We start from the raw sequence: 15,405 nt of genomic DNA on the forward strand, positions 1-15,405 counted from the left end.
TAACTTACGAAAAAAAGTTAACTAATTCCCGAATAAAAATTGTTTAACATGAAAAAAACAGTACGGACGGAAACATGGCGTGCAGGGGCAAAATATCTTTTTGCCCTCCTAATTGCATTCGTCATCGGTAGTAATTATACTACCACTCTTGTTGCCCAGCCGGCTACTGCTAATTACACGATTGGGGTGAATGTCACAAACCTCACGTGGAATTATCCGGAAGCTGACTGTGCTATTGATATTAATGTTTGTGCAGGAATCCCTCTTTCATCGGAATCAAACGGTGAATTCGGATTTATTGTAGCCGGACATGCTTATCCATTGCCTCCCGGTGCATTTCCTAACACAGGTAGTTATGTTGCAAACTACAATGGGGGCACTCCTATTAATGACCTCATTGGGCTTACGCTCATTAATGTAGGCCAAAACGTAGGTGCAGCATTGGCAACAGGCTACACCTTCAGCTATGAAGCCTGGGAAAATGACTGCGGCGAGTTGTTCCAGTTTGAAACAGGGATAGCTTGTGTTGGTAACACCGACGATTCGTTTGCTAACCCCTTAGTTTTCCTTGACTTCTCCGCAATTGTTCCTGTAGATGGTGCCGGTCAGCCTATTGCCGGTACTTATAATTTTACAGCAGGACCCTTTGCCGGTGGTGATGGTAGCTTCTATGGCGGAACTTTTTCCGTTGTAGTTCAGGCAAGCGCTCCTTCATTGGCTACCTGCACATTGGATGCTATAGCCCCCGATGGCTTAGGCTACAACTGTCTTGGCACGCCCGACCCCTTCACCGGTGTTGAGCAAGCCACTACTTCCGTAAATATTTTTGGCGGCCTTGGCCCTTACAAAATTTTGGGTGTAGGCATTTATGCAGTAGGTGGTTTCAACTACCCCGGTATTGCTAACGGCTTCCTTGCTCAAGGCGATGCTTTTGATTTTGGAATTGACCCATTTGGACTTTACTGGGATCCGGCAGTATTGGGAGGAACCTTCCCCTTCTTAGTCAACGCCAACCAACCCTGGCAAGTTCTTATTCAGGATGCAAGCGGTTGTATTGTAGCTGTTGAAGGCAACTTTGATACCCCCAATACCGAATTTGACGGAGTTGACGGTGGTACCTTGTGTGAAGATGATCCTATCCTTACCTTGTTTGCCGATGCCAACACCACCAACCCCTTAGCTCCCGCTTTCGGTACGTTTGCTTCGTTCCCCGTTGCAGGTGCTATCGTAAACGGACCTAACGGAACCGCTACTTTCGATCCTTTCGTAGCAGGTCCCGGTCGTCATACTATTACTTATTGTATTACATTTAATGCAGGTAACTGTACTTCTTGTACTGAAAAAGTAGTGTATGTATTGCCCGTATTCTCTATTGCTGATGTTCAGGTAACCAACGTATTGACTTCTATCTGCGTAGGCGGTGATGTTCAAACATTAGTTTCTGACGGTATTGCCAATATTGATGCCGACTTTACCGCTGCAGGTCTTCAGGGACTTGACCCGGGTAATGTAATCAACGAATTGAACGACTATATCAGTTGGAGTGGTCCCGGTGTAACCGACCTCAACAACGGTACAGGTCAGGCTACCTTCGATCCCGCAGTTGCAGGCGTAGGTACTCATGTGATTAACGTAACAGTTGGTTATACCAATTGCCCCACTACTTATCCTTTCGCTATCGAAGTATATCCTGACTTTGACCCGCAATTGGGCGAAGATTTGGAACTTTGCCAGGTAACCGGTGATGTATTGAACCTGATTGACCTCTTGTTCATCTTCCCCAACCTTCCGCAACTTGACCCCGCTACCGATTTCGGTGGTGTGTTCACTGTTAACGGCAACCCCATTGCAGGTGCTGAAATTACAGTTACTACCGGTCCCGGTGGAACTCAGGTATTCAACATTACTTATTGCGGTGGTGATCCTGCTATCGGTTGTGAGTTCTGCGATCAAGCGGTTATTACTGTTCAGGTAGCTCCTGAAGCTGATTGGAATTGTAACGAAGAACTTGGTCCGATTATCTGCGAAGGTGCCGGTACTGATGGTTCATTTAATGTAGATCCTTCTTTGAACGACCCGTTCTATGTAACCGGTGGTCCCGATTTGCCAACTCCTAACGGATGTGCAGTTCAACCTACTCCCGTACTCGAATTGTATGGTGCTTATGATTTGGACGCTCTTTCATGTGTAGGTCCGCTAATCGAAACTCAAACTCAATCGCTTACCTCACCTGCTTTTGCAGCTCCCGGTACTCAAAGTGTTGCTGTTTCATTTACCGGCATTCCTGATCAGGCAATTATCGAGAACCTCGAAATCTCTATTGCTTATGAAGGTACACAACCTACATCACAAGGTGATATCAACTCATTAAACGTTACTGCCGGTCCCGGTGGAGCGATTTCAGTAATGTCATGGAGTGATGCTGCTTGCGGACCGAACGTAGGTCCCGGTAATGACCCCGATGCAGTAGGCAACTCTGGTTTAGCCGGTGGTAATGACCACTTCGGTTTGAACAACATTGAGGATGCTGCAGCATTCGATGGTTCTGATGATAACAACGATGGCGATGGTACCGGTCTTTGCGGTAACAGCACTATTATTCACAGTTTTGGTCTTGAGTCTGGTTTCATTGATCCTGCTACAGGTCTTCCGGTTTCTGGTGTCATCACTCCTGATGGTTCTACCATACTTGACTGGTGCGACATCGTTCGTGCAGGTGGTTTGATTTCTGATGAGTGCCAAGGTTTCCCCTTCACTTTGACTGTAAACTCAAACAGTGCTAACTGGAATATCTCAATTTCAGTAACCGTTACTTATACCATTGGTGAATATCGTGCCAACACACATGAATTCTTCGATGCTAACTCAAATCCCTACACCTTACCTTTGCCTTATGACCAAAACGGTGACGGCTTAGTGGATGGCGACGGCGAAATTGCTGCCGGTGTTTACTATCAAGGTAATGGTAACTGGACATTTGATGCCACTGATTTGGAAGAAATCAGCGAAATCGAAATTACTCAAATCATGTACGGTTGCCAGTTGATCGGTGACGAATACTGCAACGGTACTGAAACCCATGCATTCTGGGTTGTTGAAAGTTTTGATCCCGCATTAACCGAAGCTGAGGCTTGTGAAGAAGATGATGACTGTCAGTTTGATTTGACTTCTATGATTGGAGGTACATTTGCTCCCGGTTTCAACTTTAACGCAGGTGAATTCTTTGCTTCGTTTGGTTATCCCGGTGGTGCTCAGGTGCCTGGTGGTCCTGCTCTTCCCACAGTTGATTACAATCAATTTGTAAGTGGCGATATCATTGATGTTTGTGGTGTACGTGATGCTACAATTGCAGAAGCTGCCAACATCGCTGCTGCTGTTTGTGCTGTTGCTGACGGAACTGCTGCTGACGAGGCTGCTGCCGAAGCTGCTTACGATGCTGCTGCTGCTGCATCTGCCGCAGATCCCGGCAACGTTGCTTTAGCTACTGCTGCTGCTGATGCTTTCAACGCATGGCAAGCCGCTATTTCAGCAAACAATACCGCTCAGGCTAATTGTGCTGCTGCTACAGCTATCGCTGATGGTTCTTATGACTTCATTCCTGTTTCTATTTGCTACAATGTAGGTACTGACCCAACTTGTGGCGGTGGACAAGATTGTAATGTATTGACTATCTATCGTCAACCCGATGCAACTTTCAGTTTCCCCGAAACTGTTTGTACCGGTTCAAGCTATACAGTAACTCCTGTTGAAGCAGGTGGAACATGGTCAGGTACTTTACTTGGTGTAGTAACTGTAAACGGAGGTCAGGTTGATGTAACTGCAGGTACTCCTACAGGCTTATATACCTTGACTTATTCGTTAACCAACGGTTTGTGCTCTGATACCTATTCTTTGGAAGTAGCAGTAGTTAATACTCCTGTTGCCGTTTCACATGATGGTACAGTTTGTACGGGCTCTATCACTAACCTTACTCAGTTTGTAGATGGTTCATCTTCATTGGGTGGCGTATTCAGTGGTAGCAGTGCTTCTGGTCAGGTAGTAGGTGGTGTGCTTTTAGCAACCGGTACTCCCGGAACTGTTTCTGTTACTTACACAATCGGTCAGGCAGGTACTACTTGCTCTGCATCTACTACCTTCACGATTACGGTTGTTAGCCAGGCTAATGCCGATTTCGATTTACCCAGCTACGTATGTACTGATCAAACCTTTAACCTTTCTACTTTCTTAACGCCCAACACCACTACCGGTGGTACGTTTACGGCTTCTGCAGGTACTGTTAACGGTAATCAATATACTTCTCCCGGCACTACTCAGGTAGTTTATATTACCTATACTGTTGGTGATGGAACTTGTCAGGTAAGCGATACTGAAGCATTACAAGTATTTGCTCCCGAAGATGTTCAGGTTGAATCTTATGGTTTCGTTTGCCAATCAGCCGGCAATGGTTCTCATATCAACCTTACTCAATATTTACCCAGCGGAAGCGGTGTAATCAATGGTGGTACTTTCACAATGGGTACTGTTCCTCCGTTCATCTCTGAGGTAGAGTATGACGCTTCTTCTAACGCAATGGAATATGTAGAGGTAATGGCTGCAGAAGGTACTGACCTTTCTGACTATGCTATTTATTTCTATGAGCGTACCAATTCAGCCGACAATACCGATTATGGTAACGTAGATGTTGACGGTGGTGTAAACACCGGAAAAGCAAGCGGTCGTTTGTATGGTATTATGCGTTTGAACTACGAAGTTGGTAACGTACCCAATGGCGTTCGTCAACCCGATCCTTTATATCACACCGACTATAGAGGTGTTGTTGTTGCCAACGGCGGTCCCAGCTATAACTGGCATCCTGATGGTGAGCCTGATGGCGCACCCATTGACGATGTTGATGTTATTTCTGACAACGTAACTGTTGCGGCTTCTAACGGTATCGCTTATGGTGCTGTTGCTTACGACCCGATTATTGATGTTCAAGCTGGTCCTGCCGGTCTTGCTTTGGTCAATATTCGTCAGGCTGCATGGCGTTTAGGTTACTCTAACGAAGAGTTTGACGCAATGTCTGCCGGTTCTTTAGACTTCTTACACTTCCTGACCCGTGAAATTGACTGGAGAAACAACGACGATGTACTTCAGTTTGTTGGTTACGGTTTAGAAGGAAATACCAACTTAGGTATCTTCTCTGCATGTAACGGTCCTGCAGGTACTATGGTATCTGTTGACTTGGGTGTAGTTGACAATGGCGGTAACAGCCGTTCAGTTCAATTCACCAACGCTTGCTGGCAAGTTCCCAATGTTACTGATCCTCAGTTAGCTTATGATGACACCCCGCCGTACAGCACCTTCCAGGGTAACGCTGCCGGTCAAAGTGGTGGAACAGGCGGTAACGCAGGGGTTATTAACTTCGGTCTTAGCGCATTAGGTGGTGATAACTACTACTATAACTACATTGCACCCAATGGTGATATGTTCAGACTTGAGCGTTTGTGCTGGCAGTTATTTGCTGTTGGTCAAAACGTTGGTCAAAACACCAACCACCCCAACGGTTGCAAATTCAACGGTTACACTCCGTTTGAAATCGAAGAATTTGAAGTGGATAATGAACCCGGTGGATTGTCAAACTTAGACGAGGAAATTGTACATTTCAACTGTGCAAATCCTGTTTATACCCTTCCGTTCGCTTATCAGGTTCCTCCTACTTCAACCAGTTGTGGTTCAACCGAAGGTATCTTCTACTTAACCATCTTGATGGATATCGAAGACCAATGGAGTGCTCCCGAAGCCCCTGTATGTGCTAACTCTGGTGAATTCAGCTTGACTGACCTCATCAATGACGAAGTACATTATATCCAGCCCTATACAAGAACAGGTTCTTTCGAAGCTTCATTAGACACTACTTTGGAAGAAAACATGCCTGCTCCTTATTTGTCTGAGATTCACTATCAATGGTATGCTCAGTACGGTGTAACACAAGTTGGAACTGATGCCAGCAACGAAGCAGCCAACGCTGCTGATGATCACTGTATCCTTTACAACTTCTACGCAGGTTTGAACACTCCTTCTAACGCAGACGATGCTTACAACCAATTGTGGATTTGTGAAGGTATTGAAATTTCTGCTCCGGTAGGAACTGACTTATCTTGCTATCAATTGGCGTTCTTCAGAGAAAACATCTTACCCGATAACGAAGCAAATGGTATCGGTGTAAACGTTACTTATGTTGGTCCTGATGGATTATTACATCAAACCAATGTAGCTCAGGGCAACTTCATGCAATTGTATGGTACAATTGATAATGATAACACCAACCCGCCAGCAGGTAGAATCTTGTATGCTCCTACGTTCAACAACTACATATTTGGTGGTAATAACGCTGCAATCAGCGGTGTTCCTTACTATACAGGTTATGTACCAGCTCCTATTGGTGTGAACCCAACTCAATGGTTTGGTTTAGGCAATGAGCCTGTTACAGGTGGTCTGTTCGAAGACGTTAACAACAACGGCTTATATGACCTTGGTGATGTTGCTCTTGATGCAACTGACTTCCCATGGGAACGTGCAACAGAATGTAGCCAAACTGCAGGTGCAGGTTCACGTTGGTTCCCGCTTGTCAATGTCCCCGACAACGTTGGTGGTGTTGGTTTGTGGAACAAATGTACCGGCGAAATTCTTGAATTCATTAGCTGGGGTGGTGACCTTTGCGTTTACGACAAAGAAGGTTTCTCATTGGCTTATGGTCCATTCGAGCAATTAAACTCTGCTGTTATTGACACCACTCAAAGTTCTGAAAGCGGTGGTGACCAAAGAACACTTCAATTAGTACACTGTAACCAACTTCCTTCTGAAGTACAAACTGCAGCTTGCGGTTGCGATACTCCTGAAAGTTCAATTTGGGTAATCGTATTCAACGGTGGTGCATTTACTGTTCCTGCTTGTGGAGCTGAAGCATTCGTAGTTGAAGATGTAGCTTACAGTAACTCAATCGGATACTATAACTGTACTGCAGATGAAAATTGGTTTAACGATCGTTACACCGTTACTCTTGACCTTACAGGTAATACTGAATTACCCAACGATGCGGTTATCACCAGCCATACGGTTGTTGTAACTATCGGTACCGGTAATGCAGGCGACTTCCAGGTTTATACTTATACGGTTAATTCTGGTAACTGCAACTCTTCAACTGTTCAATCAGGTTCAACCGGCGATTGGGATATTCATGACGATACCAACTGGAACAGCAACATTTGTAACATCGGCGATTTGAGCTGGGCTTATGAGCCGGGTGAAATTTGCGAAAACTGTGCATCTGTTTTGGATAACGCTTGTATCCGTGGTGAATTCATTGATGCATTCCCGTATCAACTCGGTAACGGTGGTGACAACAACGTTGACTACACAGGTCAGCCTTATGGTTACAACTTTGATTGCAACGAGCCATTCCAACCTTCACCAACCGACGAGTTATCTGCTCCCGGTATTCAAGACCTTAACGATGGATTGTGGGAAACTGCATTCTTCGATGGTAATGGTGAAGACGCTTTGGATAATGACTGCTATGTAGGTGAATGCACCGGTTCTGCTAAAACCACTTATACGGTTAGCGATCTGTCTGCTTATATCTATGAAGGTAACGTTATTCAATTCCAGGAAGATACTTGCCGCAACTTAATTGTTGAGCCTTCTACCTTTAATGTTAGCATCCGTGTTATCATTAACTATCGTCAGTGTACTCCTACCGGTAACTTCTATTCTAACTTGGATCAAGGTGGTGCAAACCAACACGCTCCTTCGTTCGGAACAAACATTACCAACGGTCCGGTTACATTGAACACCGAAGACTGGGATAATCCTTTCTGGCAATTAAGCCCCGAATGGTTGTATAACAACAACATTATGGATGTAGAGGTGAACTATAACACCACCAACTACAACCAAATTGAAGCTGATGACGTAACAGATGACTTAGCTTGTTTGGATATTGCTAACCAAACTGTCCGTCAACAAGAAATAACCATCTTACCTGGCGATAACGCTGCATGGTCAACTTCTTCTGTTAACGCTTGTACAGGTGATGTGATTGACTTGGCTGCTTTAGCTAGCCCCGCTGGTGGTACATTCTCAACCGGTTCAGGTTCATTCAATGCAACTACCGCCGGAACATTCACCGTTACATATACAGTTAATGGTGGTACAGCATGTGCTGACAGTGATGTATTAACTATCGTAGTTGAACAATCCGGTTCAGTAAATACAAGTGGTATCCCCACTTCAGTATGTAGCTTGTCTTCTGTCAGCTTACCTGATGCTTCTTGGAGCGGTAGTGGTGTAAGTGGTAACACCTTCACTCCTCCTGCTGCCGGAACTTATACACTTAGCTACAGTGCAGGTTCAGGCGCTTGCGGTGTAAGCGGTAGCGTAACCATTGAAGTTCTTGAGCCTATCAGTGTTAGCGAAAGCATTTCACAAGATGATTGCGCAGCTAATAACCAATACACTGTAACACTTACTATCTCTGGTGGTAGTGGTAGCTACACTGTAAACGGTCAGGCTATTGCAGGTAATACTTATGTAGGTAACTATCCTTCAGGAGACGTTTATACCTTAATTGTTGACGACAGCAGTGTTTGTGGTTCAGTAGTTGCTACGGGTACATCTGAGTGCCCCGCACAATGTGCTGCCGATGCAGGTACCTTGTCGCTCTTACAATCAGGTTTATTCTGTGCACCTGATGGTTTGACCGCATTTGTAAGTGGTAACAATACGGATGCAGGTTATGCCGGTATCTTTGTATTGACCAATAATGCTACCGGTGTTGTTGATCAAACCTCTTTGAGTGGTAACTTCCCATTCATCAGCGTATCTGGTCAATATCGCGTATGGTATGCTAATATCTGTCTTGCCGCATTCCCAGGTGGCTTACCTTCAATCGTTCCCGGTGTTACTACCGTTGATGAGATTATGGGTATTGTTATGGGTGCTCCCGCAGGTGCAATTGATGTAGCTGGTCCTATCACAATTGACGTTGTTAGCGATATCGTAATCGAAGTAACTCCTGTTTGCGATGACGTATTGGGTGGTTATGTACTTCAAGTACGTATCTCCGGTGGTGCTCCGCAATACAATGGTGCAGGTTCTTACGGTGTTGTTCCTCAACCGACCGATCCATTCGACTTCTTCTGGGATGCCGATGCAACTGCTAACGGTTATGTAGAAGGTGTTATTGACAATGGCGGCACTCCGTTTGCTGCCGGTCAGGTAGTAGCTGTAAGCGTTACCAGCGATGGTAGCTTGTGTTCTGCTGCTGTAACCCTTACCATTCCTGAAGTTGATTGCGGTTTAGGTGCCGGTAATGACTTCGCTGCTACTTTAGTAGATGAGCCTATCTCATTCAACGTACTTGGCAACGACTACGGTTTAGGTATTCAGGTTATCAATGTTATCCAGCCGCTCAATGGTTCTGTCATTTGGGATGCTGCAGGTAACTTCACCTATATTCCTAACCCGGGTTATATTGGTAATGATGTGATTACTTACGAAATCCAAAACCAATTTGGATACACCAGTTCAGCAACTGTAGTATTAACAGTTGGTTCAGTTGGTGCTCCTCTAAACGTAATTTGGGATCGTGAGTGTATCAACAGCAATACCGAGTACACTGTATATGTTAACATTCTTGGTGGTGTAGCTCCGTTCACTGTAACCGGTGATTATAACGGAACTATCAACAGCAACACTTCATTCAGCTTCACCAAAGCAGATGGCGATCCGTTCTATGTAGCGGTTGTTGATGCAGCAGGCGACATCAAAATTATTGATGAAAACCCCGAAGCTTGTTCTAAAGTAGCTGTAACAATTGTTAGCTATACCGGAACTGTACAGGACAACGGTAACTTCTTGAAATGGACGACTGCTTCTGAAGTTGACAACGACTTCTTTACACTCGAACATTCAACCGATGGCGTTACTTACAAAGTAATTGCTAACGTAGATGGTGCCGGAACTACTTCGTTGACTAACAACTACAACTTCTTGCATACCGACGCTCCGGCAGGTTTAAGCTACTATCGTCTCAGCACTACCGACTTCAATGGCAACGTTGAAAACCACGGTGTTGTTACCTTAGTTAGAGGTCAGGTTGGATTTGGTTTCGTAAACGTATTCCCAGTGCCCGCACGCGAAACGTTGAACGTAAACTTCAACGCAGTTGCTAACGCTTCTGTACGTATGGATATCTATAACGTAACCGGTCAGTTGGTTGCTACGAAAGATGTTGATGCCATGACAGGCTTAAACAACGTAACTGTTGATGTTAAACAGTATGCCGTAGGTACATACTTCTTAACTATCAACAACGGTTCTGAAGTAGCTACTACTAAGTTCGTTGTAGAATAGTTTCTGCCTCATTAGTAGGGTCTTGCGCAAGCAAGGCCTTACTTTGAACTGATAAAACAAAAGCCCGGAAGGATTAAAACCCCTTTCGGGTTTTTGTTTTTATAATGTATATTGGAGAAATATAAATTTTGAACTTTTTGTCAGGTTTTCATGTACTAAAAGAAAAAATGCTAAATTTGATTTCTAATAAATCAAATCAGTTCAATGGGAAGCGATAAAGTCAAATTGGCGGAAAAAGCCAAACTACAGGAATTTTTAGTACATATACTTCGTGATGTCAAAGCATTGGAATATATGTTAGACAATAAAATGTTTGAGACGGATATAGTTAGAATTGGCGCTGAGCAAGAGTTATGCTTGTTAGATAAAAACTGGAAGCCTGCCATGCTTAATATGCAGGTTCTGGAAAAGGCTAATAATCCGGCATTTACAACAGAGCTTGCTCAGTTTAACCTTGAAATGAACATTAACCCTGAAGAATTTACCGACCGATGTTTAAGCAAGATGGAAGTTGAAATTGGACGTTATATTCAATTTTTAGACAAAGCAGCCGGCAACTTTAATGCACAACTTATTTTAACAGGTATTTTACCAACTGTCAGGAAACACGATTTGAACGAAGTTTACCTCACACCGAAACCAAGATATAAAGCTTTAGTGGAGGCTTTAAAAGAGTTGAGAGGAGAAAACGTAGAACTAAAGATTCAGGGAATAGACGAATTAATAACCAAACACGGCAGCATACTGGTTGAAGGTTGCAACACAGGATTTCAAGTACATTTACAAGTAGCTCCTGATGATTTTGTCAGAAAATACAATATAGCTCAAGCCATTACAGGTCCGGTGATGTCAGTTGCTACAAACTCTCCATTGTTATTTGGACAAAGACTATGGCACGAAACACGTATCGCCTTATTTCAACAATCAATAGATGTACGAACAATAGGAGATAATTTGCGAAACAGGAGCGCAAGAGTCATGTTTGGAAACTCGTGGGTACAAGGCTCAATTCTTGATATTTACCGGGAAGATATCATGCGTTTTAGAGTTTTACTCGCAAGTAGTGAGGCTGTTGAAGATCCGTTTGAAGTGTTGGAAAAAGGAGGAGTACCTAAATTAGGAGCTTTGCAAATTCACAATTCAACTGTTTACCGTTGGAATCGACCATGTTATGGAATTACAAATGGCAAGCCACACTTGAGAATTGAGAATCGTGTTTTCCCGTCCGGACCTACCGTTAAAGATGAAATTGCTAACTCAGCACTTTGGCTTGGATTGATGAATTCACTCGATAGTTATTATCCGGACATCACAAAAGTACTGGATTTTGAAGATGCAAAAGCCAACTTTATCATGGCAGCCCGTAATGGATTAAATACGACTTTTAGTTGGATAGGAGGGAAAAAAGTTCATGCTCCGGACTTGCTTAAAGAACTAATTCCAATTGCCATTGAGGGTTTGAGAAAAGCAAAAATTGACGATGACGATATTGGGAAATACATGGGAATTTTAGAAGAAAGAATACGAACCGGTCAAACCGGATCTCAATGGATATTGAAATCATATAACAAGCTATTGAAAATCACCTCGCGTGAAGAAGCCCGATCTGCGATTACTGCTGCAATAGTAAAACGTCAAAAAAGTGGCGAAGCAGTACACGATTGGCAACTGGCAGCCTTGGACGAAATCGCAGGATGGAATCCGACCAGTTTGTTGGTAGAAGACTTTATGCAAACAGACTTGTTTACTGTTTTTGAAGACGATGCAATCGAATTGGTTGCAGAAATTATGGACTGGCAACGTTTGAAGTATGTGCCGGTAGAGAATAGTTCCGGAAAGCTGATTGGCTTGGTAACGGCAAGACTTGTTTTGAGGTTTTTACTGCAAAATTATTATCTGACAGACCCAAAACACCAAAAAAAGTTCACTGTAAAAGAATTGATGATAGAGAATCCAATTGTGATAGACCCTGATGCAAGCTTAAAATATGCCATCGAAATTATGCAGGAAAACCGGATTGGATGTTTACCGGTGGTCAGGAAAGGAGAACTATTAGGGATTATCACCGAACAGGATTATCTTAAAGTAGCCGGAAGGCTTATTTACAACTCAAATGACAAAACACGTTGATTTGCAAAAAGAATAAAATTGCGAATCAAAATTTTAATAATTAACTTTGTAATAGTAAATCCATTAAAAACCTATAAAATGAGCGAAGGCGGCAAATCAAACTTAGGAGCAACTGCTACCATTGTTGTAGCAATTATAGGATTATTGACGGCTGTTGTAGGGATAGTCCCAAAACTACTGGATTCAATACCAAAAGAAAAAACAATACAAACTACTGTTAATGAAGGATCTAACGAACAGCAACAAAATAACAACATAACTCCGTCAAATCAGGGTGGACAGGGCGGAGGCAGCTTTGTTCCTGAAAATTCAACTGATGCAGAAAAAGAAGCACTTAAGAAGAAACAAGCGCAGTTAGAACAACAAATGGAGCAAATGAAAAAAGATTTGGAAGCGCAGAAAAAACGAGGCAATGCTTCATCCGGAGGCAGTTCAAATAACGGAGGTTCAACAGGATATGGAGGAGAAGACGATGTTTACTACAAACCTGTAAAAGTAAGTGGTAGGTGGAATGTAGCCGGTTATCCCGGTATGCAGTATATTTTTAGCCAAAACGGGAGTAATATTACCTTTACAATGATGAATAATGGGATGAATACCGGAAGCGGGCAAGGTTTTATTAGTGGCAACTATATTCAGTTTGAAGCTATGGATATGCAAAGCACATATACCGGTTCTTTAGAATTAAACCCAAATGGCACAATGACCGGTGTAGCTTATAATGCTTATGGGCAATATTTTCCAATGACTTTGAGTAAGTAAGCTTTTAATTGCTTCTTAGGCAACAGTTAAACTAATCGGGTTGCTTCTTTACAGGAAAATGACAGCGATTAGCGTTTTCTATGTTATCTTTGCGGTTAAAACCTAAGCTAAGAAAGTGAATCATTTCTGTGTTATTACAATAACTCATAAAACAGCCAATATCAATCATATTGGCAAGTATATTCCCTCAGTAAGCGACGATCCGGCTGAATTAGTAAAAACCTTACATGAAATCAAAGCAGACTTAGGAATTGCCGAGTTAATGTATCTGGCAACCTGTAACCGGCTTACTTTTTTCATAGTACAGGAAAAAGCGAATATAGACAGAGCTTATTTATTGCGCTTTTTTGCACGGTTACATCCCAACATTCCGGAACATTGCCTTTTCGATATGGCTGAATTGGTAAGTGTTTATCAGGGAAAAGAAGCAGTGAAACATATTTTTGAAGTTGCAGCATCCATAGACTCTTTAGTCGTTGGAGAGCGGGAAATTTTGAGACAAATCAAAGAAGCTTATGAATATTGCAATGCACATCAGTTAACCGGGGATAGTATCCGATTAGCGATAAAAACAGCTATTCCTTTAGCGAAAGAAATTTATACCCGAACACAGATAGGGGAAAACAGTATCTCTGTTGTATCACTTGCCATGCAACAATTGCAGACGCTTAATCCAGACAAACAAGCCCGGTTTGTTTTAATCGGAGCAGGACAGACCAATAACTTAGTTGCCAAGTTTTTGCTGAAAAACGGCTACAAAAACTTTACTGTTTTTAACAGAACCCTAAGCACTGCCCAACAACTGGCTTTTAAACTTAAAGGAGTAGCATTCCCTTTGTCAAGCCTACATTCGTTTACGGGAGGGTTTGATGTGCTTATAGCCTGTACCGGCTCAACTGAAGCTATCATCACCGAAAAGGTATATCGTCAGCTTATTGGCAATGACAACTCTCATAAAATCATAGTTGATTTAGCAATTCCCAATGATGTTGAATCTGTTGTAAAGGAAAATTTTGATGTCAGTTATGTAGAGGTTGAAAAATTGAGGGAACTGGCACAGTTGAATTTGCAACTTCGTAAAAAAGAATTAGTCCACGCACAATTAATAGTTGACGAAAAATTGGAAGAATTTAAGCTACTAATTCGTCAAAGAAGGATTGAAAAAGCGATGTCCGCACTTCCTGAACAAATTAAAGCAGTAAAAGACAAAGCCTTAAACAATGTTTTTCAAAAAGAGATAGCGGGGATGGACGAACAGTCAAAAGCCATATTGCAAAAGGTAGTTGGCTATCTGGAACAAAAATATATTGGTATCCCTATAAAAGTGGCTAAAAATGTGCTTGCCGATGAATTATCGGCAACAGAACCTTTATAGATACGCAGCTCTTAAAAAGAGTGGAAACTTTAGTGTTTTTACCTCCTCAGGATTTCCCCAGGCTTTTATCAAATCGCTTTCAATCAACTCCAGCGGGTTTTTACCAACTTGTTTAAGGTATTTTTGTGTGGCAGACCAACTGCTCAAATAACCCATAAAGCCTTCTAAGTTATGTTTCAGATAAAGGAAAAAACCGGGCACTTTTAGATCAGTAAAAGGAAAAGGGATTGTCTGATACCTTTTTTCAACATACTCACGTTCAGGCGGCCAAAATGGGGAAAGAATATCCCGGTAATATCGCATAAAAACAGCATCAATCTCTGGATTAATTTCACAAAGTTCATAGCCCCAAACTGCAAGCAGGGCGTTGTCGGCAGCAACTCTGCGGGCTTCTTTATAAAAGGCATCAAAGTTAAACCAATGCAATGCCTGACCTACCGTTATCAGTTGAACACTTTCTGAAGGTAGTCCACTGTTTTCTGCTGTTGCTACCCGATATTGAATGTTTGACAAATGTTTTGCATGACTTATTTGTGCTTCACTGGCATCAGTAGCAAACACTGTTTCAAAGTATTGAGCCAAACGAACAGCGACCTGACCGTTTCCGGTAGCGCAATCCCAGGCTTTTTGCCTTGAAGGTACTAATCCGAGTAAAAAACGGTACAATTCTTCCGGATATTCGGGACGATACCGGGCGTAAGCATCGGATTGCGCTGAAAAATAATCCTTAAAGTTCATGGTTG

At 42.9% G+C, this 15,405-nt stretch carries 5 protein-coding genes; 4 read left to right on the forward strand and 1 reads right to left on the reverse strand.

Annotation, left to right across the window (positions count from 1 at the left end):
- The first annotated feature begins 48 nt into the window (after positions 1-48).
- From IPM47_05705 to hemA, 4 genes are all read left to right on the forward strand, one after another.
- Complete coding sequence (locus IPM47_05705) at positions 49-10,395, forward strand: T9SS type A sorting domain-containing protein (protein QQS30438.1); 10,347 nt, start codon at positions 49-51, stop codon at positions 10,393-10,395.
- 204 nt (positions 10,396-10,599) lie between these two features.
- Positions 10,600-12,525, forward strand: a complete 1,926-nt coding sequence (locus IPM47_05710; GenBank protein ID QQS30439.1) for a CBS domain-containing protein — start codon at positions 10,600-10,602, stop codon at positions 12,523-12,525.
- A gap of 78 nt (positions 12,526-12,603) precedes the next feature.
- Positions 12,604-13,287: a hypothetical protein gene (locus IPM47_05715; GenBank protein QQS30440.1), complete on the forward strand. Its 684-nt coding sequence runs from the start codon at positions 12,604-12,606 to the stop codon at positions 13,285-13,287.
- A 115-nt stretch (positions 13,288-13,402) separates the two neighbouring features.
- On the forward strand, positions 13,403-14,662 hold the full coding sequence (gene hemA / locus IPM47_05720) for a glutamyl-tRNA reductase (protein QQS30441.1): 1,260 nt from the start codon (positions 13,403-13,405) through the stop codon (positions 14,660-14,662).
- On the opposite strand, the gene IPM47_05725 is transcribed toward hemA, so the two are convergent.
- Positions 14,657-15,400, reverse strand: a complete 744-nt coding sequence (locus IPM47_05725) for a methyltransferase domain-containing protein (GenBank protein ID QQS30442.1) — start codon at positions 15,398-15,400, stop codon at positions 14,657-14,659. The two genes, hemA and IPM47_05725, sit on opposite strands and share 6 nt — an antisense overlap.
- Positions 15,401-15,405 lie beyond the last annotated feature (5 nt).

The sequence above is a fragment of the Sphingobacteriales bacterium genome, assembly GCA_016700115.1.
Taxonomy (GTDB): domain Bacteria; phylum Bacteroidota; class Bacteroidia; order Chitinophagales; family UBA2359; genus UBA2359.

Bases quoted from the DNA above. Each gene is read 5' to 3' on its own strand.
- IPM47_05710 (QQS30439.1), top strand. From the start codon at position 10,600: ATGGGAAGCGATAAAGTCAAATTGGCGGAAAAAGCCAAACTACAGGAA.
- IPM47_05725 (QQS30442.1), bottom strand. From the start codon at position 15,400: ATGAACTTTAAGGATTATTTTTCAGCGCAATCCGATGCTTACGCCCGG.
- IPM47_05705 (QQS30438.1), top strand. From the start codon at position 49: ATGAAAAAAACAGTACGGACGGAAACATGGCGTGCAGGGGCAAAATAT.
- IPM47_05715 (QQS30440.1), top strand. From the start codon at position 12,604: ATGAGCGAAGGCGGCAAATCAAACTTAGGAGCAACTGCTACCATTGTT.